The following is a 25771-nucleotide window of genomic DNA, read 5'->3' on the forward strand; positions in this document are numbered from 1 at the left end:
CGGTATCGGCCGATAGGGTGACGCCCATGGCACCGCGTCCACTGAATGAGATCGTCGAGCCCGGTTGGGCCGCCGCCCTGGAGCCCGTCGCCGGCCGGGTCGCCGCGATGGGCGACTTCCTGCGCGCCGAGATCGCCGCCGGTCGTACCTACCTGCCCTCCGGGCCGAACGTGCTGCGGGCCTTCCAGCAGCCCCTGGCCGACGTGCGGGTGCTGATCGTCGGGCAGGATCCGTACCCGACCCCCGGCCACGCCGTCGGGCTCAGCTTCTCGGTGGGGCCGGAGGTGCGACCGATCCCGGCGAGCCTGATCAACATCTTCCAGGAGTACGGCAACGACCTCGGCCTGCCGCAGCCCTCCAACGGTGACCTCACCCCGTGGACGAACCAGGGCGTGCTGCTGCTCAACCGGGCGCTGACCACCGCCCCGCGCAAGCCCGCCGCGCACCGGGGCAAGGGCTGGGAGGAGGTCACCGAACAGGCGATCCGGGCGCTGGTGGCGCGCGGCGGCCCGCTGGTGGCGATCCTCTGGGGCCGCGACGCCCGTAACCTCCGGCCGCTGCTCGGGGACGTCCCGGCGATCGAGTCGGCGCACCCGAGCCCGTACTCGGCCAGTAGCGGCTTCTTCGGCTCGCGTCCGTTCAGCCGGGCGAACGAGCTGCTGGTGCGACAGGGCGCGCAGCCGGTGGACTGGCGGCTGCCGTAGGGGAGTTGACGCGTCCGGGCGGCGCCGCGCCGGCCCGTAGCAGATCCGGGTCGGTGCGGAACGTCAATCTCACTCCAACGGGTGAAACGACGTTCTGTGGTGCTCATGTGACGGATCGTTCGAGAAGACTGGCGGCTCATCGTTTCATCTGCCTTGAGGTATCGCCTTGTCTTCTCGTCGAATCGTTTCTGCCGCCGCCGCCACGGTGGCGTGCACGCTGCTCACCGCCGCGCCCGTCCAGGCGGCTCCTGCGCCGGGGGCCTCCTCACCGGGCAAGGCGCGCGCCGTCACCGCCGAAGTCGCCCTGGACGTCAAGCTGTTGAACAACGCCGTGGACGTCCCGGTGGACATCGCGCTCAACAAGGTGGAGACACCCGCGCAGCGCGACGGTTCCGTCCTCACCGCCAAGGTCGACGGCGTCGACCAGCGCGGCCCGGTCGAACTGGTCAAGGCCGACGTCGGCAAGTCCGTCACCCGCTCCGACGCCAAGGGCACCGCCGCCTCCGTCAAGCTGGTCAACGCCGACGTACACGCCCCCGGCCTGCCCACCACCGCGCTGCTCGGCCTGGAGGCGATGAGCGCCGAGGTCACCTGCCCGGTCGACGGGCAACCGACCGCGAACGTGGTCGCGCCCGCAAAGCTGACCGTGCTGGGCAAGCCCGTCACCGTCGGGCTGTACGGCCCGACCAAGGTGGACGTGCCGCTGGTCGGCAGCGTGTCGGTGGAGTTCTCCAGGAAGACCACCACCACGACCACCGCCGCCGCCTCGGCCCTGGAGGTGCAGGTGGAGGTGAACCCGCTGAACCTGAACGTCGCCAAGGTCACCGGCACGGTCACCGTCGCGTCGGTGAGCTGCGAGAAGCCCGGCGCCCCCGCGCCCACGGACACCCCGAGCGCGGCGCCCAGCGCCCAGCCGGTCGCCGACACCACCACCTCGCCGGCCGCGGTGCCGCAGGCGGCGGTGGAGAAGCCCGGGAAGGGCGGGAAGCCCGAGACGCTCGCCAGCACCGGCGGCAGCAGCGCTACCGGCCCGCTGGCCGCCGGGGCCGCCGCCCTGGTCGCGGGCGGCGCGGCCGCCCTGTGGGCCACCCGGCGCCGCCGGGCCGCGCACGCCCGTCGGCCCTGAGCGCTCCCGCGGGCCGCTCCCGGCCACCCGGAGCGGTGCGGGGTGCCACGCCCGGCACTCCCGCACCGTAACCGTGCCAACGCGGACGGTTGGTTCACATGCGCGTTACACGAGAGGAACAACCGGGAAACGGCGGCTTGCGACGCTACGCGGGCACCCACCCCCACCCAGCAATGCGAGGGACCCAGTCGTGGCAATCAAGGCCGAGTACATCTGGATCGACGGCACCAAGCCGACCGCGAAGCTCCGCTCCAAGACTCGCGTCCTGCCGAACGCCGACAAGATCCCCACCTGGGGCTTCGACGGTTCCTCGACCAACCAGGCCGAGGGCCACGCCTCGGACCGCGTGCTGGAGCCGGTGAAGGTCGTCAAGGACCCGATCCGCGGCGGTGACAACATCCTGGTCCTCTGCGAGGTCCTGGAGACGAACGGTACCCCGCACGAGTCCAACACCCGCGCCCTGCTGCGCGAGGTCGAGGAGAAGTACACCGCTCAGGAGTCGATCTTCGGCATCGAGCAGGAGTACACCTTCTTCAAGGGCTCCCGCCCGCTCGGCTTCCCGGAGGGTGGCTTCCCGGCCCCGCAGGGCGGCTACTACTGCGGCGTCGGCGCCGAGGAGGTCTTCGGCCGCGAGATCGTCGAGCTGCACCTCGACCGCTGCATCGACGCCGGCCTGGCGATCTGCGGCATCAACGCCGAGGTCATGCCCGGCCAGTGGGAGTTCCAGATCGGCCCGGTCGACGCGCTGACCGTCTCGGACGACCTGTGGATCGCCCGCTACCTGCTCTACCGCACCGCCGAGGAGTTCGGCATCGACGCCACCCTGGACGCCAAGCCGGCCCGTGGCGACTGGAACGGCGCGGGTGCGCACACCAACTTCTCCACCAAGGCGATGCGCGAGGGCTACGACGCCATCATCACCGCCTGCGAGTCGCTCGGCGCCTCCCAGGAGAAGGTGCTGGAGCACGTCACCCAGTACGGCGCCGACATCGAGTCCCGCCTGACCGGCAAGCACGAGACCGCCCCGTGGAACGTCTACAGCTACGGCGTCTCCAACCGCGGCGCCTCGGTCCGCATCCCGTGGCAGGTCGAGGTGGAGCAGAAGGGCTACATCGAGGACCGCCGCCCGAACGCCAACGTCGACCCCTACGTCGTCACCCGCCTCCTGATCAACACCTGCTGCGAGGCCCTGGAGAAGGCCGGCCAGGTCTGATCCGCCCCTGAGGTACGTGAGCCCGCAGGCCCTCCCCCACCGGGGGAGGGCCTGCGGGCGTTCGCTCACTCCTCGGCCTCGACCTCGGCGAGATGATCGGTGAGTGCTGGTCCTCGGCCGCGAGGTAGTTGAAGGCGGTCTTCATCAGGTTCGTGGCGGACTCGGCCATCACGAACGCGGCGAACGCGATCTTGTCGAACGTTTCGGCTGCGGCAGCCTCGTAGGCGGCCGCAAACGCGCGGCCGCCCGCGTCGTTGCCCGCCATGCCTGCCGACCCGCTCAGATCGCCCATCAGGCCGGTGGCGATCTCCTCGACCCGGTGGCGCAGTTGGCTGTATCCCCTGGACGTCAGTACGAGTTGGTTTGTCGACACTCGGTAGTCCGACAACAGCGCCCCCCAGCTCATCCGTCGTACAGGGAATGATTTCGCCTGTTCGATCCCTTGTTCGGCAAAGCCGAAGCGCCTGGTGTCATGAGTGCAAATCGCTGGTCAATCCCGTTCGGCCACCGGACAATTCACGGCATGACCAGACAGCCGCTGCTCCTGCTCGACGTGGACGGACCGCTCAATCCCTATGCCGCGCCGAGGCTCCGGCGGCCGGCCGGGTACCGGAGCCACGAGCTGATGCCCGCGTGGTGGGCGGAGCGGCAGGCGCGGCGGGCGGAGGGGGAGGCGAAGCCGCTGCGGGTGTGGCTGAACCCGGCGCACGGGGTGGAGCTGCTGGCGCTGCCGTACGAGCTGGTGTGGGCGACGACCTGGATGGCGGAGGCGAACGCGCTGATCGGGCCGAATCTGGGCCTGCCCGAACTGCCGTACATCGCCTGGACGGAGCTGTTCGGCAGCGATCCGGACGGGCTGCACTGGAAGACCAGGGACGTGGTCGCCTGGGCGGACGGGCGGCCCTTCGTGTGGCTGGACGACGAGTTGGGGCCGCAGGACATCGAGTGGATCGCGGCGAACCACCCGGGCGAGGCGCTGCCGCTGTGGGTCGACCCCCGGGCGGGGCTGCACGAGCTGCACTTCGCGGCGCTGCGGGAGTGGGCGGAGGAGGCTCCGTGCTGATCGGTCAGGTGGAGCGGTTGCGCCGCTACCCGGTGAAGTCGCTGCTGGGGGAGGAGCTTTCGGCGGCGGAGGTGACCGGGCGCGGGGTGGCCGGGGACCGTGAGCGGGCGCTGTTGGACCTGGCGACCGGGCGGGTGGCCAGCGCGAAGCACCCCCGGCTGTGGGCGGGCCTGCTGAAGTACTCGGCGGCGGCCACCGCGGACGGCCGGGTGGCGATCACCGGCCCGGACGGGCGCGCCGCGGACGAGGCGGAGCTGTCCGAGGCGCTCGGCCGCAAGCTCGCCCTGATCGCCGAACGGCCGCCCGGCGCGACGGTCGAGCGGGCGGTGCCCGAGGAGGTGCTGGCGCGCGGAATCGAGGCCGAAGTCGCGGTGACGGTCAGCGAGTTGGGTCGTGCCGCGCCGGAGGGCGGCTTCTTCGACTTCGCCCCGGTGCACCTGATCACCGAGGCCACGCTGCGCGCCGTCGGCGTCGAGGCCGAGCGTTACCGGCCGAACCTGGTGCTCCGCACCGAGGGCGAGGGGTTCGTCGAGAACGCCTGGGTGGGGCGGGAGTTGGCGGTGGGGGAGACGCTGCGGCTGCGCATCGTGGCACCCACCCCGCGCTGCGCCGTCCCCACCCTGGGGCACGGGTCGCTGCCCCGCCGGGCGGAGGCGCTGCGGGTGCCGGCCGAGCGCAACCGGCTGGTCCCGCTGGAGGGGATGCCGGCGCTGCCCTGCGCGGGGGTGTACGCGCAGGTCCTGGCACCGGGCAGGGTCGAGCCGGGTGCCGAGGTCAGGTTGAACTGAGCACCGCTTCCAGGGCGTTGAGGAAGCGGTCGGTGGTCTCCTCGTCCCGTACGGCGATCCGCAGCCAGTCCTCGCCGAGGCCGGGGAAGGTGTCCCCACGCCGGACCGCGAAGCCGTGCTCGCGCAGTCGCTCGCGGACGGCGGCCGCGCCCGGCAGCCGGACCAGGACGAAGGAGGCGGCCGGTTCGCCGTACACCCGCAGCGCCGGGAAGGCGGCCAGGCACTTCACCAAGTACGCTCGCCGAAGGGCCAGTTCGGCGGCCGCCTGCTCCGCCTCGGCCAGTGCCGGCGGGCCGCTGCACACCTCGGCGGCGACCAGGGCCGGGGTGGAGACCGGCCAGAGCGGCTGTGCGGCGCCGAGGGCGGCGATCAGCGGCGCCGGTCCGAGCACGTAGCCGATCCGCAGCCCGGCCAGGCCCCAGGTCTTGGTGAGGCTCCGCAGCACGACGACCCGGCCGGGCAGGTCCCGGAGCGGGGCGAGGGACTCCCGTTCGCCCGGCACGGTGTCCATGAACGCCTCGTCCACCACCAGGGTGCGTCCGGGCCGGGCGAGCGCGGCGACGGCCTCGGCGGGGTGCAGGACGGAGGTCGGGTTGGTCGGGTTGCCGAGGACGACCAAATCCGCCTCCTCGGGTACGGCGCCCAGTCGGAAGCCGTCCTCGGGGGAGAGCAGCACCCGGTGAACCCGGTGCCCGGCATCCCGCAGCGCGGCCTCCGGTTCGGTGAACTGCGGGTGCACCACGACGATGTGACGTGCAGTCAGAACTCGCGCGAGCAGGACGAAGGCCTCCGCCGCCCCCGAGGTGAGCAGCACCTCCTCGACCGGGCGCCCGTGCCGGGCGGCCACCGCGGCGCGGGCGGCGCCCTGGTCGGGGTAGGCGGCGAGGTCGCCGAGGGTGGCGGCCAGGCGTTCGCGCAGCCAGGTCGGCGGCGTGCCGGTGCGGACGTTGACGGCGAGGTCGACCAGGCCGCGTCCGCCCGCCCGCACCTCGGCGTCGCCGTGGTGGCGCAGGTCGGGCTCGTGGGCGGTCATGCGGGGTCTCCGTCAACAGGCAGAGCGGGCAGCCCGGGAACCCGCAGGATCTCGTAGGCGCCGGGCGGCACGGTGAGCCCCGAGCCGTCGCCGAGCGCGACCAGGGCGACGGCGTGCCCGTGCGCGGCCAGGGTGACGGCCGCCCCGACGTGGTCGACGACCTGTCCGGTTCCGTCCGTCGCCACTCCGGCCCAGTCCAGCGGCACTCCGCGGGTGTTCAGTACCGTCCCGGGCTCCGGCACCGCGACCTGCCGGGTCCCCGGCCGGAGCAGCTCAGCCACCGCCTCGACCGCCTCCGGCCGGCCCACCACCACCGAGGCGCGCCGCAGTTCCGCCAGCGCGCGCGGCACCAGCAGGTCGTGCGCCCCCGGCCCGAGGCCGACCAGCGCCAGCCGCCCGCGCACCGCGGCCCGGGCGATCGCCACCGTGGCCGTCGCGGACTTCCGCTTGGCGACCACGAGGTGGCCGCCGTTCGCGCTGGCCAGCGCCGCCGCCTCGGCCACGCTCGCGGTGCCGACTGCTGTGCCGACGGCCTCGGAAGGGTTGGGCACCGTGTACCGCGCCAGCTCCTCCGCCGGGTGCTCGTCCACCGGCACGTTCAGGCAGCGCGCCGCCCAGCGCACCGCCGGGTGGTCCGCCTTGCCCGCCAGGGTGGCCACCCTGGCGATGGCCGAGCGCAGGTACCCGGTCTCCTTGAGCACGGCCATCAGCAACTGCATGGCCTCGGCCGACTCGGTGCCGCTGCCCGCGCCGATGCCGACGACCAATGTGCGCGGGACGACCAGGAGGTCGCTGCCGTCCGGGTCCTCCTGATCGGAGACCCGCAGGACGGGGGCGTCCTCGGGCGCGTCCGTCCGGACGTTCGGGGGCAGCGCGGGCAGCGGGTACGGCACCTCGGTGACCAGTCGGACGGGGCGTCCGGCCGCCGCCGCCTCGGCGGTCGCGGTGGCACCGGCCCGGTAGTAGCGCACGGCGTGCGGGGTCAGGACGTCCAGCGGGTTCGCGGGGGCGGCCGGCGGGCCGGTGAACACCGGGGTGACCCCGAGGGCGGCCGCCACCTCGCGGGCCAGTTCCTCGGCCGAGTCGGTGTGGGTCAGCGGGATCACCCAGCGCCGCCCCGGGTCCACGCAGAGCACTTCCGCGCCGCGCGGGACGTCGACGCGCTCGTCGGCCAACAGCCCGACGACGACGGCGAGCGAGCCGACGGCGATCACCTGCCGGTGTCGGCTGAGGGCGAATTGCATCGCCTCCGGCGCCTGGAAGCAGTTGCCGCGCGAGGCCCGGTAGGCGTGGCTGCTCTCCGGCCAGAGCGCTTGCAGTTCGTCGGCCAGCGGGCGGCCCGGCCCGTAGATGGCGACCAGTCCGATCACGTACCGCACTCCTTGCCGTCCCCGGCCCTACGCTGACGGGCCCCCGTGATCCCACCACGCGCGGTCGAAACGGGTCAATCGCGGCGGGTGTGACATCGGACGCGGACGCCGGGTGCTCCGTACCGGGACCGCCCCGCAGCTGTTCTTCTGTTCTTCACCTGTCTTGTGCGGTACACGACACCGCCGCGATCCTACTGTTCTCGGCGCTCCCGCCCCGGAAGCCCCGACACCCGGAGGACCCCATGGCCTTCGCACGACTCCGCACCCCCGGCACCCCCGCCCCCACCACTAGCGCCGGTCCGCGCCCCGCCCGTCGCCGCAGGCTCCGCCCGATCACCGCCCTCGCCACCGGCCTCGGCCTGGTCGCCGGCTCGCTCGGCCTGTGGGCCGCGGGCGGCAGCGCGGCCGCCGACACCGCCGCCGCTCTGCCCTCGCCCGACCACGTCGTCGTCGTCATGCTGGAGAACCACGCGTACTCGCAGGTCATCGGCAGCTCGAAGGCGCCGTACATCAACCGCACCCTGGCCGCCGGCGGCGCGACGCTGACCCAGTCGTACGCGCTCACCCACCCCAGCCAGCCCAACTACTACATGCTGTTCTCCGGCAGCGCCCAGGGCGTCACGGACGACAGCTGCGTGGACGTCGGCGCGCTGCAGCAGCCCAACCTGGCCTCCGAGCTGCTCGCCGCCAACCAGACCTGGGCCAGCTACAACGAGGGCCTGCCCGCCGTCGGCGCCACCGACTGCAGCAGCGGCAACTACGCGCAGAAGCACAACCCGTGGTTCGGCTTCGGCAACGTGCCCACCTCCAGTGCCTACGGCATGGACGAGTTCCCGACCGACTTCACCACCCTGCCCAAGGTCTCCTTCGTCATCCCGGACCTGTGCGACGACATGCACGACTGTTCGGTGGGCACCGGCGACTCCTGGCTGCAGAGCAACCTCGACGCGTACGCCCAGTGGGCCAGGAGCAACAACAGCCTGCTGGTGGTGACCTTCGACGAGGACAACCGCCTGGCCGGCAACCGCATCCCGACCCTGGTCTACGGCGCCCACGTCGCCCCCGGCAGCTCCACCGCCACCACCTACAACCACTACGACGTGCTCCACACCCTGGAGGACCTGGCCGGCGTCAACGCCCACGCCGGCAACTCCGCCAACGCCTCCGACATCACCGGCATCTGGAACTGACGCCCGTGTACGTCGCGGACTCCCGCAGCTCCAAGGCCCCCGTCGCACCGGCCGCCGGCCAGGTGCGGCGGGGCGCCGCCCTGCGCGCCGTGCCGGGGACGGTCCTCGCCCTCGGCACCGTCAGCATGGTCACCGACGTCTCCTCCGAGATGGTCAACGCCGTGCTCCCGCTGTACCTGCTCACCGGACTCGGCCTCTCCCCGCTCGGCTTCGGCCTGCTCGACGGCATCCAGAACGGCTTCAGCGCCCTGGTCCGGCTCGTCGGCGGCCACCTCGCCGACCGCCGCGGCCGCGACGGGGCCGCCCGCCACAAGGCCGTCGCGGCCGTCGGCTACGGACTGTCCGCGCTGTGCCGGCCGCTGCTGCTGTTCGTCCACACCGTGCCGCTGATCGGTGCCGTCATCGCCGTCGACCGCACCGGCAAGGGCCTGCGCACCGCGCCCCGGGACGCGATGATCTCGCTGGCCACCGAACCCGCCCACCGCGGACGGGCGTTCGGCGTGCACCGGGCGATGGACACGGCCGGCGCCCTGCTCGGCCCGCTCACCGCCTTCCTGGTGCTGCGCCTGGCCGGCGGGCCGATGCTCGCCGACGGCGGCGAACGGCACGGCTACGACGCGGTGTTCACGGTCAGCGCCTGCGTCGCCGCACTGGGCGTGCTGATCCTGCTGCTGTTCGTGCCCACCCGGCAGGAAGGCGACGACCCGTCGAATACGGCTCCGTCCCTGCGCGGCAGCCTCACCCTGCTGCGCCTGCCCGGACTGCGCCGGCTCACCGGGTGCGCCGTGCTGCTCGGGCTCACCACCGTCAGCGACTCCTTCCTCTACCTGCTGGTCCAGCGCCGGCTCGGCCTGTCCGTCAACCTGTTCCCGTTGCTGCCGCTCGGCACCGCGGCCGCCTTCCTGCTGCTCGCCGTCCCGCTCGGTTCGCTCGCCGACCGGGTCGGGCGCCGCCGGCTCTTCCTGCTCGGGCACGGGGTCCTGCTGCTCGCGTACGGGCTGCTGCTCTCGCCGCTGCGCGGACTGCCCGCCGTGCTCTGCGTGCTGGTGCTGCACGGCTCGTTCTACGCCGCCACCGACGGCGTGCTCGCCGCCGCCGCGGCCGACGCCGTACCCGCCGAGCAGCGCGGCGCCGGGCTCGCCCTGGTCGGCACCGGGCAGGCGCTGGCCCGGTTCGCCTGCTCGCTGCTGTTCGGCGCGCTGTGGAGCGCCCTGGGCGGCCCGACCGCGCTCGCCTGGTCGGCGGGGGCGCTGGCGCTGTGCGTGGCCGGCGCGGCGGTGGTGCTGCGCTCGCCCGGGACCGTCGCCGCCGACTCGACCGTTGCCGCCGATGCTGCCGAGGAGCGTGCGTGAACCCGCAGAACAACCGCACCAGGGTGATCGTGCTGCTGGTCGCCGTTCTGGTGCTCGGCGCGGTCGGCACCGGAGCCGTCCTCTACGCGGCCGACCGCACCGCCCGCCGGGACCAGCCCCAGTCCGGTGGTCCGGCCGTCACGCCCGGGAACGTCTCCCTCCAAGCACCCTCCGCCGGCCGCCAGTTGCTCTTCCGCAACATGGCCTGGGGCCCGCACCGGGACGAGATCACCACCGTCCCCGCCGACCACCCCGACGGCCCGCGCACCGCCTCCGGCACCCAGTGCCTGCGCTTCCACGCCGCCGCCGGCACCGGCATCTGCCTCCAGGCGGAGCACGGAGCGCTGGAGGACACCTACCGCGCCGTCGTCCTCGACGACCACCTGCACCAACGGCGCTCCTTCCCCGCCGCCGGCATCCCCACCCGCGCCCGGGTCTCCCCGTCCGGGCACCTCGCGGCCTGGACGGTCTTCGTCAGCGGCGACTCCTACGCGGGCACCAACTTCTCCACCCGCACCTCGATCGTGGACGTGCGCGACTGGAACCTGCGGGAGAACCTGGAGGACTTCGCCGTCATCAAGGACGGTCGCCCGTACCAGGCGCACGACGTCAACATCTGGGGCGTCACCTTCGCCGACGACAACACCTTCTACGCCACCCTCGCGACCTCGGGGCAGACCCACCTCGTCCGCGGCGACCTCGCCGCCCGCACCCTCACCACCCTGCACGACAACGTCGAATGCCCCTCCCTCTCCCCGGACGGCACCCGCATCGCCTACAAGAAGCGCGTCCCCGGCCTGTCCCCCGACGCCCCCTGGCGGCTGTACGTGCTCGACCTCGCGACCGGGGCGGAGACCGCCACCGCCGAGCAGCGCAACATCGACGACCAGGCGCTCTGGTCCGACGACGGCACCCTGCTCTACGCCCTGCCAGGGGACTACGGCGCCGACCTGTGGACCGTCCCGGCGGACGGCTCCGGCGCCGCGCGGCTGGTCACCAAGGCTGCCGTCGCCCCCGCCTACCTGGGCTGAGGAACTCTCCGCTACCGTCCCACGTCGAGCAGAGTGTGACGCCCCGGCCGAAGGGTCCGGTCGGGCGTCCTGATCGAAACGGGGAGCGAGACACCGTGGACGGCATCCCACCCGAGCGCATGGTCACCGACTCCTGGCCGGCCCTGCACGGCCGCCCGGTCCTGCGGCGCACCGTCGCCGTCAGCCTGGTGCTGTCCATCTCCGTCGCCGCCGCCCTGGTGGTGCGCGGCGTCAACGCACTCACCGTCGGCGGGGTCGGCGGCCGGGAGACCGACCGCGACCGCGCCGAGCGGCTGGCCGGCCTCCACCCCTCCCAACACCCCGGCGCGGGCCGCTACTACGTTCCGGTCGGCGCCGTCTACACCCGCACCTCGGACGGCGCGCCCATCGCCTACCTGCACTACCGGCTCGGCGGCGGCAAGGAACCGGGCCTCGACGACTTCCTGCGCACCTACGACCTCCCCGAGCCCGGCCCCGCCGCGCCGCTGCCGCCGGACCTCGCCGCCGCGCTCGGGGGCGACGAGCCGGCGCAGGCCCCGGAGCTGCCGGAGGAGCCGGCCCCGGCCCCCTCGGGGCCGAGCGGGCCTGCGGTCTCGGCGGCCCCGGGCTCCCCGCAGGCGTCCGCCGTGCCCCTGGCGATCGCGGCGGAGCCGACGCCAACACCCACACCCACGCCCACACCCACGCCGACCGAGGACGACCCGGACGGCGCGGGAGGCATGGGAGGCGCGGGAGGTGCGGGAGGCGTGGCTGCGGACGGTGAGCCCGAGGAGGACGCCCCCGGGGACGGCGCGCCCAGTCCCAGCGCCACCCCGACCCGGACGCCCACCCCGGGCCCCACCCCGACCTGGACGCCCACCGCGACCCCGTCCGCCGTCCCCACCCACGCCCCGACGGCCCGCCGGATCTACGTCGCCGCCATCCCGGGCGGCCTGCCGGGGGCCGCCGACATCTACATCCGCGCCACGGGCTGAGGCGGCGCCGGAGGACACCTGCGTGCCGCCCCCACGCCACCGCCCCACCCCCGCGTCGCCTGTCCCGGCCCCCACGCCACCGCCACGCCCTCCGCTACGACGCCTCAGCCCCGCCGGCGGTGGCCGGCGGGGCTGAGAAGGGGTGGGGAGCGTCAGCGGGCGGCCGCCGTCCGGAGCGCCTCGGTCCGGGCGACGGGTGCCGGAGTCGCGGGCGCCGGGTTTGCCGCCGCACCCCGGCGGGCCGGGGCCTGGCCGATGAGCATGGCGCCCAGCGCCAGCACCAGGCCCAGCACCTGCCACGGAGTCAGGGTCTGGCCGAGCACGACCAGGCCGCCGACGGTGGCCACCACCGGGTTGATCAGTCCCAGGAAGGACGCGGGCCCGGCGCCGAGGCGGTCGATGCCGCGGAACCACAGGACGTACCCGACAGCGGTGCTGAACAGGCCGAGGTAGGCGAAGCCCGCCAGGTTGGAGGCGCTCAGCGCCGGCGGCGCGCCCTCGACCAGCGCCGCGAGCGGGACCAGGAAGACCGAGCCGGCGAGCAGCTGCCACGCGGTGAGGTCGACCATGGTGGCCCCCTCCGGGCGGCCCCAGCGCCGGGTGAGGACGGTGCCCATGGCCATCAGGCCGATCGCGGTGACCATCGCCGCGATCCCGAGGCCGTCCAGCTCGGCCCCGCTCTTGAGCACCAGCAGTGCCACCCCGCCGACCCCGACCAGCCCGGCGAGCAGTGCCCGGCGTCCGGGCCGAACGCGGAGCACCCCGATCGAGAGCCCGGCGACCAGCAGCGGCTGGATCGCCCCGATGGTGGCCGCGACACCGCCGGGAAGGCGGTAGGCGCCGACGAAGGTGAGCGGGAAGAACAGCCCGATGTTCAGCATCCCGAGCACTGCCGCCCGCCCCCACCAGCGCCCCCTGGGCAGTTTGCGGCCGATCATCAGCAGGAGCAGCCCGGCCGGCAGCGCCCGCAGGGCGGCGAGCAGCAGCGGACGGCCCTCGGGCAGCAGCTGGGTGGTGACCAGGTAGGTGGTGCCCCAGGCGGCCGGGGCCAGTGCGGCGGTGGCGGCGATCCCTGCGCGCTTGCGGTCCATGATGATCCCGATCCCCTCAACGTTGATTATCTGAACGTTGAGATATTTCTACGCCCGAGGTCAGTGAACGTCAAGTATGTGAATGTTAAGATATCTGCACCGGCCGCGACGAGAGGGAGATGACACGGTCATGCAGCAGCGCGACACCGTCGACGACATCGCCGAGCAGTGGCGGAGGGTCGACCCCGGCCTCGACCTGGAGGCCATGGCTCTGATCGGCCGCCTCCGGCGGCTCAACGTGCGGGTCGACAGCGCCCTCCGCGAGTACTTCCTCGCCTGCGGCCTGGACTCCTCCGAGTTCGACGTCCTCGCCACCCTGCGCCGCTCCGGCGAGCCCTACGAACTCAACGCCCGCGCACTGCTCAAGTCCGCCATGGTCACCTCCGGCGCCATCACCAACCGCGTGGACAAGCTCTGCGCCAAGGGCCTGGTCGAACGCAATCCCTGCCCCACCGACCGCCGCGCCGTCCTGGTCCGCCTCACCCCGGCCGGCAAGGCGCTCATCGACGCCACCCTGCCCGGCCACCTCCGCAACGAGGAGCGCATCCTCACCGCCCTCGACGCCGACGAACGAGCCCAGCTCGACGCCCTGCTGCGCAAACTCCTCATCGCCCATGGCGACACCGAGTCCCTCTTCGACTGAACCGCCGCAACAGTGCGGTGGTCGCGCGGCCGACGGCCGGCCCGGCCGCGTCCGCTACAGGTCCGCGACCACCGCGTAGCGCTCGTCGTCCACCGGACCGCCCCACAGGGCGGCGTCCCCGCTGAGCGGCTCGATCCGCAGTTCCGCGACCAACGGCCTTACCGCCGCGGCGAGTTCCTCCGCCCCGACGCCACCGTTCCACGGCAGCCGCTCCGCCCCGGCGACGTACGGTTGCGCCCCCGCACCCGCCTCGCGCCAGCGCCCCTCGACCAGCACCAGCCGCCCGCCCGGGCGCAGCAGCCGCACCCAGGCGCGCAGGGCCCGCTCCGGGGCGGGCAGCGTCCAGATCACATGCCGGCAGAGCAGCACGTCGAAGCTGCCGTCCCGCACCGGGGGCGCGCCCGCGTCCCCCACCACGAAGCGCCCCGCCGCACCGGCCGCCGCCAGCTTCGCCCTTGCCCGCGCCACCATCCGCGGCGCCAGATCCACCCCGGTCACCCGGTGTCCGTCCGCCGCGACCAGCTCCGCCAAAGAGCCCGTCCCGCACCCGGCATCGAGCACGTCCACCGCCCCGGCCGGCAGCCACCCCCGCACCCGCCGCCCCCACGCCTCCCGCGTCCCGGCCGCCCGCAGCCCGTGATCGGGCTCGTCATCGAACCCCGGCGCGGCAGCGTCCCAGTAATCAGCAATGGCCCGACTCGGATCACCCATGCCGCCCATCCTCCCAACCCCCACCGACACCCGAGTCACCTTGCCGGTCCGGCCGCGTAGTTGGGGCGAAGGCCTTTCCGATCGCCGTGTGAGGCCACGGCGCGGGGGCAAGGGTGCTCGTCCCGGGCACGGTTCGTCCTGCGGGGGGGCGACTCCTTCACCCCTGGCCGGCCGGCGCAGGCGGCTGCCAGTCGTAGATCGGGGCGGAGCGGCGGAGGAGGGTGCGGGTGGGGAGGAGGCCGGCGAGGGTGAGGGCGGTGGTGCGCAGGAGGGTGGCGGCGGGGGTGTGGAGGGCGATGAGGGCGCCGGTGCGGCGGGAGGCGGTGACGACGGCGGTGGTGCGGGGGAGACGGGCGGCGGTGTAGGCGGGGAGGGCGGCGACCGGGTCGGCCGTGGGGGTGAGGAGGGAGGCGAGGACGACGGCGTCCTCGATGGCCTGGCAGGCGCCCTGGCCGAGGAAGGGGCTCATGGCGTGGGCGGCGTCGCCGAGCAGGGCGACGCGGCCGTGGTGGTGGGCGGGCAGGGGGTCGGAGAGGTCCCAGATGTCGTTGCGGAGCACCCGGTCGGGGTCGGCGAGAGCGAACAGCTGGGGGACGGGCGAGCACCAGTCGCCGAAGAGGCGCTGGAGTTCGGCGTGTTCGCTGGCCGCCCGGGCGCCAGCCGGGGCGAGTGTCGCGGCGTAGAGGTACACCCGGCCGTCGGCGAGCGGGACGATTCCGACGAGCCGGCCGGGGCCCCAGATCTCGCCGGCGGTGGCGGGCCGGCGGTCCGGGGTGACGATGACGCGCCAGGTGGTGAAGCCGCTGTAGCGGGGGCCGGGGTGTTCGGGGAAGAGCAGGCCGCGGGTGGCGGAGCGGATGCCGTCGGCGGCGACGACCAGTGCGGCGGGCCGGTCCCCGTCGGTGGTGCGGACGACGGCGGGCTGCCGGTCGTCGCCGGGATCGACGACGGTGGCGGGGGAGCCGGTGCGGACGGTGCCCTCCGGGAGGGCGTCGACCAGGGCGGCGATGACCTCGGCGCGGGCGACGGCGGCTACCGGGTCGCCGAAGTACGCCTCGAGGGCCGCGGTGCTGGTGCGGGCGAGCCACCGACCGGAAGGGTGGCGCACACCGATGGCGGGGTGCGGGGCGGCCAGGGCGCGCAGCCGGGGGCCGACGCCGAGCCGGTCGAGGGCGCGCAGCGCGTTGGGGGCCAGGGCGAGCCCGGCGCCGACCGGTTCCAGTGAGGCGGCGCGTTCGTGCACAGTGACGGGGATGCCCTGCCGGTGGAGGGCGAGCGCGGCGGTGAGGCCGCCGATGCCGCCGCCGATGACGATCGCCCGGTGCAGGCCGATGGGAGGCATGAGGGGCTCCTCTTCTCGCACGATCCGAGGCACTACAGGTGTAGTGGCCACTGCGTCGGCACGCTACTACACATGTAGTGAGCCGTAAACTACGGCTGTAGTGAGTTGGGGGAGCCTGGCCGGAAAGGCCATGATCGGACCCATGACAGCCCCGCTGACGCCCCCGCGACCGACCTTGATCGCCGACGCCGCCATCGACCTGATCGCCGATGCCGGCCTGCGCGGGCTCACCCACCGCGCCGTGGACGACGCGTCCGGCCTGCCCGCCGGGTCGACCTCCAACCTGGCCCGGACCAGGGCCGCTTTGCTGGAACTCGTGCTCGTCCGGATCCTTGAGCGGGAGACCGCCGACCACCCGGCCTTCGCCGAGGGCGGCGGATTGTCGGCGACCACCCTTCCGCCGCGCGACCTGCTCGTCGAGGTCGGCGCCGAGGCGCTCTTCCAGGCGCTCACCAGCGGCCGCAGGCTCACCCTGGCCCGCCTGGAACTCGCCCTGGAGGCCACCCGCAGGCCCGAACTGCGCTCCGTCTACGACCGCCTGGGCGCCCGCTTCACCCGGTTCGCCGCCGACCTGCTCGCCGCCTCCGGCTCCACCGACCCGGAGGTGGACGCCCGTCGGCTGATCCGCTGGTGCGACGGGGTGCTGTTCAACGCGACGGCCGGTAGCGGGCACTGGCAGGTGCCGATGCCGGAGGAACTGCGCGTCGACCTCGACCGCTACCTCGCCGCGCTGCTGGAAGAGGAGCGCTGAGAGGGGGAGGGCGGAGGGACGGCGTAGCGGAGGGGCCGGCAGGGGGCCGGCACGGGAGGACGACCGCCCCGGGCGTCCCCCTATACTCCGTGTGCCCGATCAGGCAGGGGGGGACATGCTGGACTTGCTCGACATGGCGCTACTGATCACGGTCGGACTGGCGCTGCTGGTACGGCTGGCGACACTTCCGGTACTGGTGCGCGCCCAGACCGCCACCCGCCGGCGGGCGTTGGCGGCCACCGGCGCCGATGCGACCGGGGGAGCGCCGGGCGGCCTCGGGGCGACCTTCGGCGAGCTGGCGATCGCACTGGTCGCCGCCGTCGGGGCCTACTTCGCCGTGTACCTCGAGGACCTCCACAGCTACTTCCTGCTGGAGCGGCCGTTCGACCTCGACAACGCCGTGTACCTCGCCCACGAATGGCGCATCTCCCCGGGCGTGGCGCGGACCTGGTACGTCGCCCTCTTCATCGGGTTCCTGCTGCTGTGGCTGCTGCTCTGGTACCTGACCCAGCGCAAGCTGCTGACCAAGGGCCTGCCCCGGGAGGCCTGGTCGTCGGGTTCGACCCGGGCGCGGCTGATCGGACAGGTGCTGCTCCGCGCGGTGATCGGCGTGTTCCTGCTGCCGGTCGGCCTGCTCTTCTCCGCCCTGGTCTTCCAGGTGACCGCCCTGCTGGTGAGCCGCCGTCCCAGGCCGGTCGGCACGGAGGGGGCGGCCACCCCGGCGGCCGACGCCGCCCGAGCCGCCCAGGCGCCGCTGAACCCGTACGGCCCCACCGCGCCACCGCATTGGCCGCAGACCCCGCACACCCCGCAATCCCCTTATGTCCCCACGCAGTTCACCCCGCCCGCCCCGCAGCCCCCGCCCGCCCCGCCCGTGCCGTCGAGCCCGCCCCTCGGCAGCCCCCTCAGCGCCCACGAGCCCCGCACGATCGGCGGCTACCAACTCCTCGGCCGGATCGGCTCCGGCGGCATGGGCACGGTCTACCTCGCCCGGCGCCAGGGCTCCGCCACCCAGGTCGCGCTGAAGACCATCAACATCGAGCTCCTGAACGACGCCGACCTGTTGCGCCGCTTCCAGCGGGAGTCCGAGGTGCTCGCCATGGTCCCCGGCGCCTACACCGCCCGGGTACTCGACACCGGCGTGGACTCCGGACGCCCGTACCTGGCCATGGAGTTGCTGGACGGCCGCCCGCTGGACGCCCACCTGCGCGAGCAGGGGCCGATCCGTTCCGCCGAGGCGCTGCGCGCCCTCGCGCTGGCGCTGGCCGTGGCGCTGTCCGGCGTGCACCGGCTGGGGCTGGTCCACCGGGACCTCAAGCCCGCCAACATCATGCTGACCACGGCCGGCCCGCGCCTGCTGGACTTCGGCATCGCGGCGATCGTGGACGGCACCCGGCTGACCGCCACCGGCGGCGGCCCGGGCACCCTGACCTACATGGCGCCGGAGCAGTTCGGTGAGGAGCGGGTCGGCCCGGCGGCCGACGTGTGGGCCTGGGCCTGCTGCGTGGTGTGCGCGGCGCACGGCGCCAGCCCGTTCGCGGCGACCAACACGGGCGCGGTGATCCGCCGGATCGTCGAGACCGGGCCCGAGCCGGTGGCGCTGGAGGCGGTCCGGGCCCTCGACCCGGCGCTCGCCGCCGTCGTCACCCGCGCCCTGGCCATCGACCCCGAGCAGCGCCCGGCGGACGGTACGGGCCTGCTGGCGGCGCTGGCGGCGGCCCAGCCGACGCCGCCGGACCCGTCGGCCGTCCACGACCAGATCACCCGCGGCTGGCAGACACTCGCGCTGTGATCGACGCCCCGACCCACTGCGCCTGACGGAGGTGAACTGCCCGTCCTCCGGCGACACCGCCACGGCGCCCACCGGCCGGTCGACGTACGAGGTCACCACGACCCCGTTCACCGCGCACCGGTACCGGCACGAGAGCCGGTGGCACTGGGAGGGCGGGGCTCAACGCGGCGCGGCGACCCGTGCGCGGATCGCCGCGGCGCACTCGTCCGCCGAGGCCCGCGAGGTGTCCACGACCAGGTCGTACGTGACGCCCTCGTGCACCAACGAGGCCTGCGCGGCGGCCATCCCGGCGACCCGGTCGCCGCGCGCCGCCTCCCGGGCGGCGGCCACCGCCGGGTCGCAGCGCACCCCCACCCAGAACACGTCGAGGCCCTCCAGCGCCGCGCGCCACCGCTGCTGCGAGGCGGCCCCGCCGAGGAACACCTCGTCCACCACGACGGGAGCCCCGGCCCGGGCCATCGCCGCCACGCCGAGTGTCCAGGCGGCGTCCAGCCGGGCGAAGACCGGCCCGACCGCCACCGTCCCGTCGCCGTCGTCCAGGCCGCCGATGCCCTCGCCCCCGCCGAGCAGCCACGGCGGCAGCGCGCTCACCATGGTGTCCGCGCCGAGGTGCAGCCAGGGCTCCGGCAGCAGCTCCTGGAGGCGCCGGGCGATGCTCGACTTGCCGGAGCTGGAGCCGCCGTTGAGGACGATCACATCCATGAGCCCACCTTACGTGCGGGTCCCCGGCCCCGTCCCGGCATCGAAGGCCGCTGCGGCCGCCGCGAACGACGAGGCCAGCTCGGGCGTCCCCGCCCAGTGCAGGTGCAGGTACGAGGCGTGCACGTTGCCCCCCGCGAAGCCCTCCGTGCGGGGCCCGGTCGGCAGGCGCCAGCCCCAGGCGGGGTGGTCGCCCGCGCCCGGTTCGCAGACCGTCCGGTGGAACTCGTGCCCGCGCACCCGGGTGCCCGCCGGGCCGAGCGGGGAGTCGTGCAGGGCGACGGCCTCCCGGTAGCCGAGGGTGAGCCGTTCGGTCATCCGGGCGGTGGTGTCCAGCACTCCGCACATCGGCAGGCCGTCCAACTCCCGTCCCAGGTAGAGCAGTCCGGCGCACTCGGCGGCGATCGGCCCGCCCGCGGCGGCGAACGCGGAGATGGCCGAGCGCAGCGCGGCGTTCCCGCTCAACTCCCGTACGTACAGCTCCGGGAAGCCGCCGCCGACGACCAGTCCGGCGGTGCCCTCCGGCAGTGCCGAGGCGTGCAGCGGGTCGAAGGGCACGACCTCCGCACCCGCCGCGCCGAGCAGTTCGGCGTTCTCGGCGTACGAGAAGGAGAACGCGGCGCCGCCCGCCACCGCGATCCGCGGCCGTCCGCCGACCGGCGCGACCTCCGCCGACGGGTCCCACGGGTCGTCGGCCAACTCCGGTGCGGTCCGGGCGAGTTCCAGTACGGCGTCCAGGTCGACCGAGGCAGCGACGAGGGAGCCCATGTCCGCGACGGCCTTGAGCGCCTCCGCCGAGCGCTCCACCGCCGGGATCAGCCCGAGGTGGCGGGACGGCGTGGCCACCGCCGCCGAGCGGCGCAGCGCGCCCAGCACGGGCACCCCGGAGCCCTCCTCCAGGGCCTCGCGCAGCAGTTGCTCGTGCCGGTCGGAGGCGACCCGGTTGAGGATCACCCCGGCCAGCCGCACCTGCGGGTCCCAGGACGCGAAGCCGTGCACCAGCGCGGCCACCGAGCGGGACTGCGAGGAGCCGTCCACGACCAGCACCACGGGTGCCCGCAGCAGCTTGGCGACGTGCGCGGTGGAGGCCAGCTCCCCACGCCCGGAGGCCCCGTCGAACAGGCCCATGACCCCCTCGACCACGGCGACGTCCGCCCCCGCGGCGCCGTGCAGGAACAGCCGGGCGATCCGCTCCGGCCCGCACATGAAGGCGTCCAGGTTGCGGCCCGGGCGCCCGGCGGCGAGCGCGTGGTAGCCCGGGTCGATGTAGTCCGGGCCGACCTTGTGCGGGGACACCGCCAGCCCGCGCGCGGCGAGCGCCGCGATCAGGCCGGTGGCGACGGTGGTCTTGCCGGCGCCGGAGGAGGGCGCGGCGACGACGAGGCGGGGGACGGTGCTCAAGTGGTCACCACTCGATGCCGCGCTGGCCCTTGCGGCCGGCGTCCATGGGGTGCTTGACCTTGGTCATCTCGGTGACCAGGTCGGCGAATCCGGTCAGTGCCTCGGGCGCGTAGCGGCCGGTGATGACGACGTGCTGGCTGCCCGGGCGGTCCTTGAGCACCGAGACGACCTCCTCCGGGTCGATCCACCCCCAGTGCATCGGGTAGGTGAACTCGTCCAGCACGTAGAAGCGGTAGGTCTCGGCCGCGAGGTCCCGCTTGACCTGCTCCCAGCCCTCCTTGGCCGCCTCCTCGCTGGTCATCTCCTGCTCGGCGGAGCGCTGGATCCAGGACCAGCCGGAGCCCATCTTGTGCCAGTCGACGCTGCCGCCCTCGCCGGAGGCGCCCAGCACGCGCAGCGCGTTCTCCTCGCCGACCTTCCACTTGGCGGACTTCACGAACTGGAAGACCCCGACCGACCAGCCCTGGTTCCAGGCCCGCAGCGCCATGCCGAAGGCGGCCGTGGACTTGCCCTTCCCGGGGCCGGTGTGCACGGCGGTGATCGGCTGGGTACGGCGCTGGCGGGTGGTCAGGCCGTCGTCGGGAACGCTCTCGGGGACACCCTTGGGCATGTCGGTCAGGCCGCCTTTCGCAGCGAAGCGATCGAAGTGGTGGTCGCACGGTTCGTGCGGTTCGCGTGGTTCTCGCGGACGAGCGAGGCCACGCCCTCCGCGCGCAGCTCGTCCAGGCTGACGGCGCTGCCGCCGAGCAGTCCGGCCAGGGTACGGGCCAGGCCCAGGCGGACCGGTCCGGACTCGCAGTCCAGCACCACGCTCGCCGTGCCCTGGGCGGCGAACAGCGCGGCCGCGCGCTGCGAGCGGGCGAGCGCGTCCCGCCCGCCGGTGGCCCGGCCGTCGGTCACGACGACCAGCAGCGGGCGCCGGTTCGGGTCGCGCAGCCGCTCCACCCGCAGTACCTCGTGGGCGCGCAGCAGGCCGGCGGCCAGCGGGGTGCGCCCGCCGGTGGGCAGCGACTCCAGCCGGGCCGCGCCGACCTCCACCGAGGAGGTGGGCGGCAGTGCCAGCTCGGCGTCCGCGCCCCGGAAGGTGATCATGCCGATCTTGTCCCGGCGCTGGTAGGCGTCCATCAGCAGCGACAGCACCGCGCCCTTGACGGCGGTCATCCGCTGCCGGGCGGCCATCGAGCCGGAGGCGTCCACCACGAACAGGACGAGGTTGGACTCCCGTCCCTGGCGGACCTGTTCGCGGAAGTCGTCCTTGTGCAGCACCAGCGCCCGGCCGGCCCGCCCGCGCGCCACCTGGTGCGGCGCGGCGGCCTGGAGGGTCGCGGTCAGGTGCAGCCGGCTCAGGGTGCCCTGCGGCCGACGGGCCCGGATGGTGTGCCCGCCGGTGGTCTCGGCGGGGGAGCGCCGGCCCTGGGCGCCGTGGCCGGTGCCCTGCACGGTGAACAACCGGGTCCGGTACGGGTCCCCGGCCGCGACCGGCGCCGACTCCCGTGCGGGGGATGGGTGTTGGGCGGGTACGGGCTGCTGTGCGGGCAGCTCGGGGTCGGCGGCGCCGCTCTCCGGGGCGGACGTCTCGGGGGTGCCGCCGTCGAACGGCTCGGGGGCGCCGCCGCCGTCGGGGCCGCCGCCCTCCGGACCGCCGCCGCTGTCGGGGCCGCCGTCACCGCCGTCACCGTCCCCGTCCGGACCGGGCCCGTCGCCCTCGGGCTCCGGGTCCTCCGGCTGGGAGTGCTCCTCCAGCGTCCTGTCCAACTGCTCCTCGTCCAGCCCCGGAGCGTCGAAGGGGTTGCGTCGGCGCCGGTGCGGCAGGGCCAGCTGGGCGGCCTTGCGGACGTCCTCCTCCAGCACTTCCACCCGCCCGGCCCAGGCGGCCAGCGCGACCGCGGTGCGGGCCATCACGATGTCCGCGCGCAGCCCGTCCACCTCGAACGCGGCGCACACGGCAGTGATCTGACGGAGGGCCACATCGGTCAGTTCGACCTTGGGGAGCAACTCGCGGGCGGCGGTGATGTGTTCGGCGAGCTCCCGCTCCTGCGCCGCGAACCGCGCCGCGAAGCCGGCCGGGTCGGCGTCGTACGCGAGCCGGCGCCGGACCACCTCGGCGCGTTCGGCCGGGTCCCGGGTGGCGGCGATCTCGACGGTCAGGCCGAAGCGGTCGAGCAGCTGCGGCCGCAGCTCGCCCTCCTCCGGGTTCATCGTGCCGACCAGCAGGAACCGCGCCGCGTGCCGCACCGACACGCCCTCGCGCTCGACGTACGAGCGGCCCATCGCGGCGGCGTCCAGCAGCAGGTCCACCACGTGGTCCTGGAGCAGGTTCACCTCGTCGATGTAGAGCACGCCGCGGTGCGCCTTGGCCAGCAGCCCGGGCTCGTACGCCTTGACGCCCTCGGCGAGTGCGCGCTCCAGGTCGAGCGAGCCGACGATCCGGTCCTCGGCCACGCCTACCGGCAACTCGACCAGCTGGGAGGGGCGTTCGTGACTCCCGAAGGAGGTGTGCGGCCCGTCCGGGCACTGCGGGTCCGGCGCGGCCGGGTCGCAGGCGAAGCGGCAGCCGTCCACCGCGGCGATGGAGGGCAGCAGCCCGGCCAGCGCGCGCACCATGGTCGACTTCGCGGTGCCCTTCTCGCCGCGCACCAGCACGCCGCCCACGGCGGGCGAGACCGCGTTCAGCAGCAGCCCGAGTCGCAGGTCGGCCATGCCGACGATCGCGGTGAACGGATAGCGGACGTCACTCATGCGTCACTCCCAGGTGCCCCGGGCGGGAGGAACGGCAGCGTTCCGGCCGCCGGCACCCCGCCCTCGATCAGCTTCCACAGCGCGTCGGTGTCCGCGTGCTCCTCGATCAGGTCGCCCAGCCGGTCCAGCCGGGCCTCGCGCGCCGCGGCGAAGGAGGTGTCCGGCGCCGGCACAAACGCCCGTCCGGCCAACTCCGCTACCTCGCGCAGGAGTTCGCGGCGGAAGCCGTCGTTCTCCAGTGCGCCGTGCCAGGTCGTGCCCCAGACCGAGCCGACCCGGCAGCCGTCCAGGAACGTCTCCCCGCCCTCGACCGCCACGATCCCGTGGTGGATCTCGTAGCCCTCGACCCGCTGCCCGTACGCCTCGCCGACCGGGCGCGCCAGCACCTTCTCGGCGCCGAAGCGGACGTCGGTCGGCAGCAGCCCGAGCCCGTCGACGAGCCCCGCCCTGGACTCCACCTCGTCCTCGATCGAGCGCGCCAGCATCTGGTAGCCGCCGCAGACCCCGAGGATCGGCAGCCCGGCCGCGGCCCGCGCCTTCAGCGCCGGTTCCAGGCCGCGTTCACGCAGCCAGGCGAGGTCCGCCACGGTGGCCCGGGTGCCGGGCAGCACCACCAGGTCGGCGTCGGCCAGCTCCTCCGGCCGGGTCGCCCAGCGCACCAGCACGCCCGGCTCCTGCGCCAGCGCGTCCACGTCGGTGAAGTTGGACAGCCGGGGGAAGCGCACCACGGCCACCCGCAGCACGTCGGCCCCGAGCGGACCGGGCCCGTCCGCCCGGTCCACCACCGTGGACAGGTCCAGCGAGTCCTCGGCGTCCAGCCACAGCCCCGGCAGCATCGGCAGCGTGCCCAGCACCGGACGGCCGGTCAGCTCGTGCAGCATCTCCAGGCCGGGCGCCAGCAGTCGGGCGTCGCCGCGGAACTTGTTGACGAACCAGCCCGCCACGTGCCGCTGGTCCTCCGCGGACAGCAGCGCCAGCGTCCCGTACATCGCCGCGAAGACCCCGCCGCGGTCGATGTCCCCGACCACCACCACGGGCAGCGCGGCGGCCGTGGCCAGGCCCATGTTGGCGATGTCCCGGTCGCGCAGGTTGATCTCGGCGGGCGAACCGGCGCCCTCGCACACCACCACGTCGTAGCGCCGGCGCAGGTCCGCCAGGCACTCCAGGGCGCGCTCCAGCAGGACGGGCTTGCGCTCGCGGTAGTCCAGCGCGCCCACCTCGGCGACCGGCCGGCCGAGCAGCACCACCTGGCTGCGGCCGTCCGCGCCGGGCTTCAGCAGCACCGGGTTCATCGCCGCCTCCGGCTCCACCCGGGCGGCCTGCGCCTGCATCGCCTGGGCACGGCCGATCTCGGCGCCGTCGGCGGTGACGAAGGAGTTCAGTGACATGTTCTGCGCCTTGAACGGCGCGACCCGCACGCCCTGCCGGGCCAGCCAACGGCAGATCCCGGCCGTCACCACGCTCTTGCCCGCGTCCGAGGTCGTCCCGGCGACCAGCAGCGCCTTGCTCGTGCTCATGCACCCACCTCGCTTCGCTCGGCAGGCGCTTCGCACAATGCGCACCTTCCGATGATGAGCTCGCTGCGCTCACTCATGCACCCACCTCGCTTCGCTCGGCAGGCGCTTCGCACAATGCGCACCTTCCGATGATGAGCTCGCTGCGCTCACTCATGCACCCACCTCGCTTCGCTCGGCAGGCGCTTCGCACAATGCGCACCTTCCGATGATGAGCTCGCTGCGCTCACTCACGCCTGGGCCCTCCTCTTCCCGAACAGCGCCCGCAGCAGGACGTGCCCCGCGACCGTCGTACCCAGCGCCAGCGCGCCCACCCGCCGCGACAGCGTGCAGGCCCGCTCGATGTCGTCCACCGTCACCGGCCGCAACTCCCCGCCCAGCACCGGCCGGTGCTCCACCCGCTTGCCGTACGTGAGCGTCCCGCCCAGCCGTACGCCCACCGCGCCCGCGAAGGCCGACTCGGCCTGGCCCGCGTTCGGGCTCGGGTGCGCGGAGCCGTCCCGGCGCCAGACCCGCCAGGCGGTCCGTGGCTCGGGCGCCGCAGCCACCGTCAGCAGCGCGGTCAGCCGGGCGCCCGGCCAGCCCGCGACGTCGTCCAGCCGGGCCGAGGCCCAGCCGAAGCGGCCGTAGCGGGGCGAGCGGTGGCCCACCATGGCGTCCAGGGTGTTCACGGCGCGGAAAGCCAGCAGCCCCGGGGTGCCTGCCAGGGTGCCCCAGGTCAGGGCGTTCACCACGGCGTCGGCGGTGTTCTCGGCGACCGACTCGACCACCGCCCGGGCGATCTGCTGCCCGTCCAGCGCGCCCGGATCCCGCCCGCACAGGTGCGGCAGCCGCTCCCGGGCGGCCGTCAGATCGCCCGCGGCCAGCGAGCGGCCGATGGTGCGGGCCTCCCGGGTCAGCGAGGTGCCGCCGAGCACCGTCCAGGTCGCGGCGGCCGCCAGCGCGGCCCGGCCCAGCGGACGGTGACCGACCGTACGGTCCAGCGCCAGCGCGCCGGCCGCGACCGCGCCCACGCACAGCGCCGTGTACCCGGCTCCGGCGGCCCGGTCGTCGCGCCACACGCGCCGCTCCAGGCGGGTCGCGGCGCTGCCGAACAGGGCGACCGGGTGGCCGCGGCGCGGGTCGGCGAAACGGGCGTCGGCGGCGTAACCCGCGACGGCGCCCAGCGCGAAGGCGGCGGCCCGGGTCAGCGGGCGCACGGCGGCGAAAAGCCAGTAATCCGACGGGGCGGGGCAGCCTGCATC

At 74.5% G+C, this 25771-nt stretch carries 23 protein-coding genes; 12 read left to right on the forward strand and 11 right to left on the reverse strand.

Annotated elements, in window-relative coordinates; translation table 11 throughout:
• The first annotated feature begins 26 nt into the window (after window positions 1-26).
• From HS99_RS38320 to HS99_RS38340, 5 genes are all read left to right on the forward strand, one after another.
• A complete protein-coding gene (locus HS99_RS38320; RefSeq protein WP_030285533.1) occupies window positions 27-704 on the forward strand; it encodes a uracil-DNA glycosylase in 678 nt (225 codons plus the stop codon).
• Between the two features lie 166 nt (window positions 705-870).
• Window positions 871-1830, forward strand: coding sequence for an SCO1860 family LAETG-anchored protein (locus tag HS99_RS38325; RefSeq protein ID WP_030598115.1), 960 nt, complete (start codon window positions 871-873; stop codon window positions 1828-1830).
• A 190-nt stretch (window positions 1831-2020) separates the two neighbouring features.
• Complete coding sequence (gene glnII, locus HS99_RS38330; RefSeq protein ID WP_030285540.1) at window positions 2021-3043, forward strand: glutamine synthetase; 1023 nt, start codon at window positions 2021-2023, stop codon at window positions 3041-3043.
• A gap of 523 nt (window positions 3044-3566) precedes the next feature.
• On the forward strand, window positions 3567-4106 hold the full coding sequence (locus HS99_RS38335) for a hypothetical protein (protein WP_030285543.1): 540 nt from the start codon (window positions 3567-3569) through the stop codon (window positions 4104-4106).
• Complete coding sequence (locus HS99_RS38340) at window positions 4100-4894, forward strand: MOSC domain-containing protein (RefSeq protein ID WP_232543131.1); 795 nt, start codon at window positions 4100-4102, stop codon at window positions 4892-4894. Before HS99_RS38335 ends, HS99_RS38340 begins: the two co-directional genes overlap by 7 nt.
• Here HS99_RS38340 and cobC read toward each other — a convergent pair.
• Both cobC and HS99_RS38350 read right to left on the reverse strand, forming a co-directional pair.
• Window positions 4881-5927 carry an Rv2231c family histidinol phosphate aminotransferase CobC gene (gene cobC / locus HS99_RS38345; protein WP_030285553.1) on the reverse strand — a complete coding sequence of 349 codons (1047 nt, stop codon included), beginning with the start codon at window positions 5925-5927 and terminating at the stop codon, window positions 4881-4883. The genes HS99_RS38340 and cobC overlap by 14 nt on opposite strands.
• Window positions 5924-7297 (reverse strand): cobalamin biosynthesis protein, encoded by a 1374-nt coding sequence (locus HS99_RS38350; protein ID WP_050366528.1) that lies wholly within the window; start codon window positions 7295-7297, stop codon window positions 5924-5926. Before HS99_RS38350 ends, cobC begins: the two co-directional genes overlap by 4 nt.
• A 242-nt stretch (window positions 7298-7539) precedes the next feature.
• Between HS99_RS38350 and HS99_RS38355 the strand changes: the two genes are divergently transcribed.
• The 4 genes from HS99_RS38355 to HS99_RS46015 all read left to right on the forward strand — a co-directional run bounded on the left by HS99_RS38355 (window position 7540) and on the right by HS99_RS46015 (window position 11844).
• The gene (locus HS99_RS38355) at window positions 7540-8487 is read left to right on the forward strand and encodes an alkaline phosphatase family protein (RefSeq protein ID WP_078867401.1); all 948 of its coding nucleotides are present in this window, start codon (window positions 7540-7542) and stop codon (window positions 8485-8487) included.
• Between the two features lie 5 nt (window positions 8488-8492).
• Complete coding sequence (locus HS99_RS38360; RefSeq protein WP_046385426.1) at window positions 8493-9839, forward strand: MFS transporter; 1347 nt, start codon at window positions 8493-8495, stop codon at window positions 9837-9839.
• Window positions 9836-10870: a beta-propeller domain-containing protein gene (locus tag HS99_RS38365; protein WP_030557628.1), complete on the forward strand. Its 1035-nt coding sequence runs from the start codon at window positions 9836-9838 to the stop codon at window positions 10868-10870. The genes HS99_RS38360 and HS99_RS38365 overlap by 4 nt, the downstream gene beginning before the upstream one ends.
• A gap of 95 nt (window positions 10871-10965) precedes the next feature.
• On the forward strand, window positions 10966-11844 hold the full coding sequence (locus HS99_RS46015) for a hypothetical protein (protein ID WP_030285565.1): 879 nt from the start codon (window positions 10966-10968) through the stop codon (window positions 11842-11844).
• A 152-nt stretch (window positions 11845-11996) separates the two neighbouring features.
• Here the strand turns inward: HS99_RS46015 and HS99_RS38375 are convergent, their stop codons facing one another.
• The gene (locus HS99_RS38375) at window positions 11997-12935 is read right to left on the reverse strand and encodes an EamA family transporter (RefSeq protein ID WP_046387482.1); all 939 of its coding nucleotides are present in this window, start codon (window positions 12933-12935) and stop codon (window positions 11997-11999) included.
• Window positions 12936-13065: 130 nt separating this feature from the next.
• On the opposite strand from HS99_RS38375, the gene HS99_RS38380 reads away from it, so the two are divergent.
• Complete coding sequence (locus HS99_RS38380; protein ID WP_030285569.1) at window positions 13066-13578, forward strand: MarR family winged helix-turn-helix transcriptional regulator; 513 nt, start codon at window positions 13066-13068, stop codon at window positions 13576-13578.
• A 54-nt stretch (window positions 13579-13632) separates the two neighbouring features.
• Here the strand turns inward: HS99_RS38380 and HS99_RS38385 are convergent, their stop codons facing one another.
• Window positions 13633-14289, reverse strand: a complete 657-nt coding sequence (locus tag HS99_RS38385; RefSeq protein ID WP_030285571.1) for a class I SAM-dependent methyltransferase — start codon at window positions 14287-14289, stop codon at window positions 13633-13635.
• Between the two features lie 157 nt (window positions 14290-14446).
• Complete coding sequence (locus HS99_RS38390; protein WP_030557625.1) at window positions 14447-15631, reverse strand: FAD-dependent monooxygenase; 1185 nt, start codon at window positions 15629-15631, stop codon at window positions 14447-14449.
• 142 nt (window positions 15632-15773) lie between these two features.
• Here HS99_RS38390 and HS99_RS38395 point away from each other — a divergent pair, with 142 nt between their 5' ends.
• Window positions 15774-16382, forward strand: coding sequence for a TetR/AcrR family transcriptional regulator (locus tag HS99_RS38395; RefSeq protein ID WP_030557624.1), 609 nt, complete (start codon window positions 15774-15776; stop codon window positions 16380-16382).
• Between the two features lie 115 nt (window positions 16383-16497).
• On the forward strand, window positions 16498-18174 hold the full coding sequence (locus tag HS99_RS38400; protein WP_050366527.1) for a serine/threonine-protein kinase: 1677 nt from the start codon (window positions 16498-16500) through the stop codon (window positions 18172-18174).
• Between the two features lie 159 nt (window positions 18175-18333).
• Here HS99_RS38400 and cpt read toward each other — a convergent pair whose 3' ends face one another.
• From cpt to HS99_RS38430, 6 genes are all read right to left on the reverse strand, one after another.
• Window positions 18334-18876, reverse strand: a complete 543-nt coding sequence (cpt, locus tag HS99_RS38405) for a chloramphenicol phosphotransferase CPT (RefSeq protein WP_030285578.1) — start codon at window positions 18874-18876, stop codon at window positions 18334-18336.
• Between the two features lie 9 nt (window positions 18877-18885).
• A complete protein-coding gene (locus HS99_RS38410) occupies window positions 18886-20274 on the reverse strand; it encodes a cobyrinic acid a,c-diamide synthase CobB (RefSeq protein ID WP_030285580.1) in 1389 nt (462 codons plus the stop codon).
• A 4-nt stretch (window positions 20275-20278) separates the two neighbouring features.
• On the reverse strand, window positions 20279-20884 hold the full coding sequence (gene cobO / locus HS99_RS38415; RefSeq protein WP_030285582.1) for a cob(I)yrinic acid a,c-diamide adenosyltransferase: 606 nt from the start codon (window positions 20882-20884) through the stop codon (window positions 20279-20281).
• 5 nt (window positions 20885-20889) lie between these two features.
• Window positions 20890-23013 (reverse strand): putative cobaltochelatase, encoded by a 2124-nt coding sequence (locus HS99_RS38420; protein WP_030554627.1) that lies wholly within the window; start codon window positions 23011-23013, stop codon window positions 20890-20892.
• Window positions 23010-24530 carry a cobyric acid synthase gene (locus tag HS99_RS38425; RefSeq protein WP_030285586.1) on the reverse strand — a complete coding sequence of 507 codons (1521 nt, stop codon included), beginning with the start codon at window positions 24528-24530 and terminating at the stop codon, window positions 23010-23012. Before HS99_RS38425 ends, HS99_RS38420 begins: the two co-directional genes overlap by 4 nt.
• Before the next feature lie 227 nt (window positions 24531-24757).
• Window positions 24758-25726, reverse strand: a complete 969-nt coding sequence (locus tag HS99_RS38430; protein ID WP_030554626.1) for a cobalamin biosynthesis protein — start codon at window positions 25724-25726, stop codon at window positions 24758-24760.
• Window positions 25727-25771 lie beyond the last annotated feature (45 nt).

Source organism: Kitasatospora aureofaciens (genome assembly GCF_001188955.3).
In the GTDB taxonomy this organism is placed as follows: domain Bacteria; phylum Actinomycetota; class Actinomycetes; order Streptomycetales; family Streptomycetaceae; genus Kitasatospora; species Kitasatospora aureofaciens.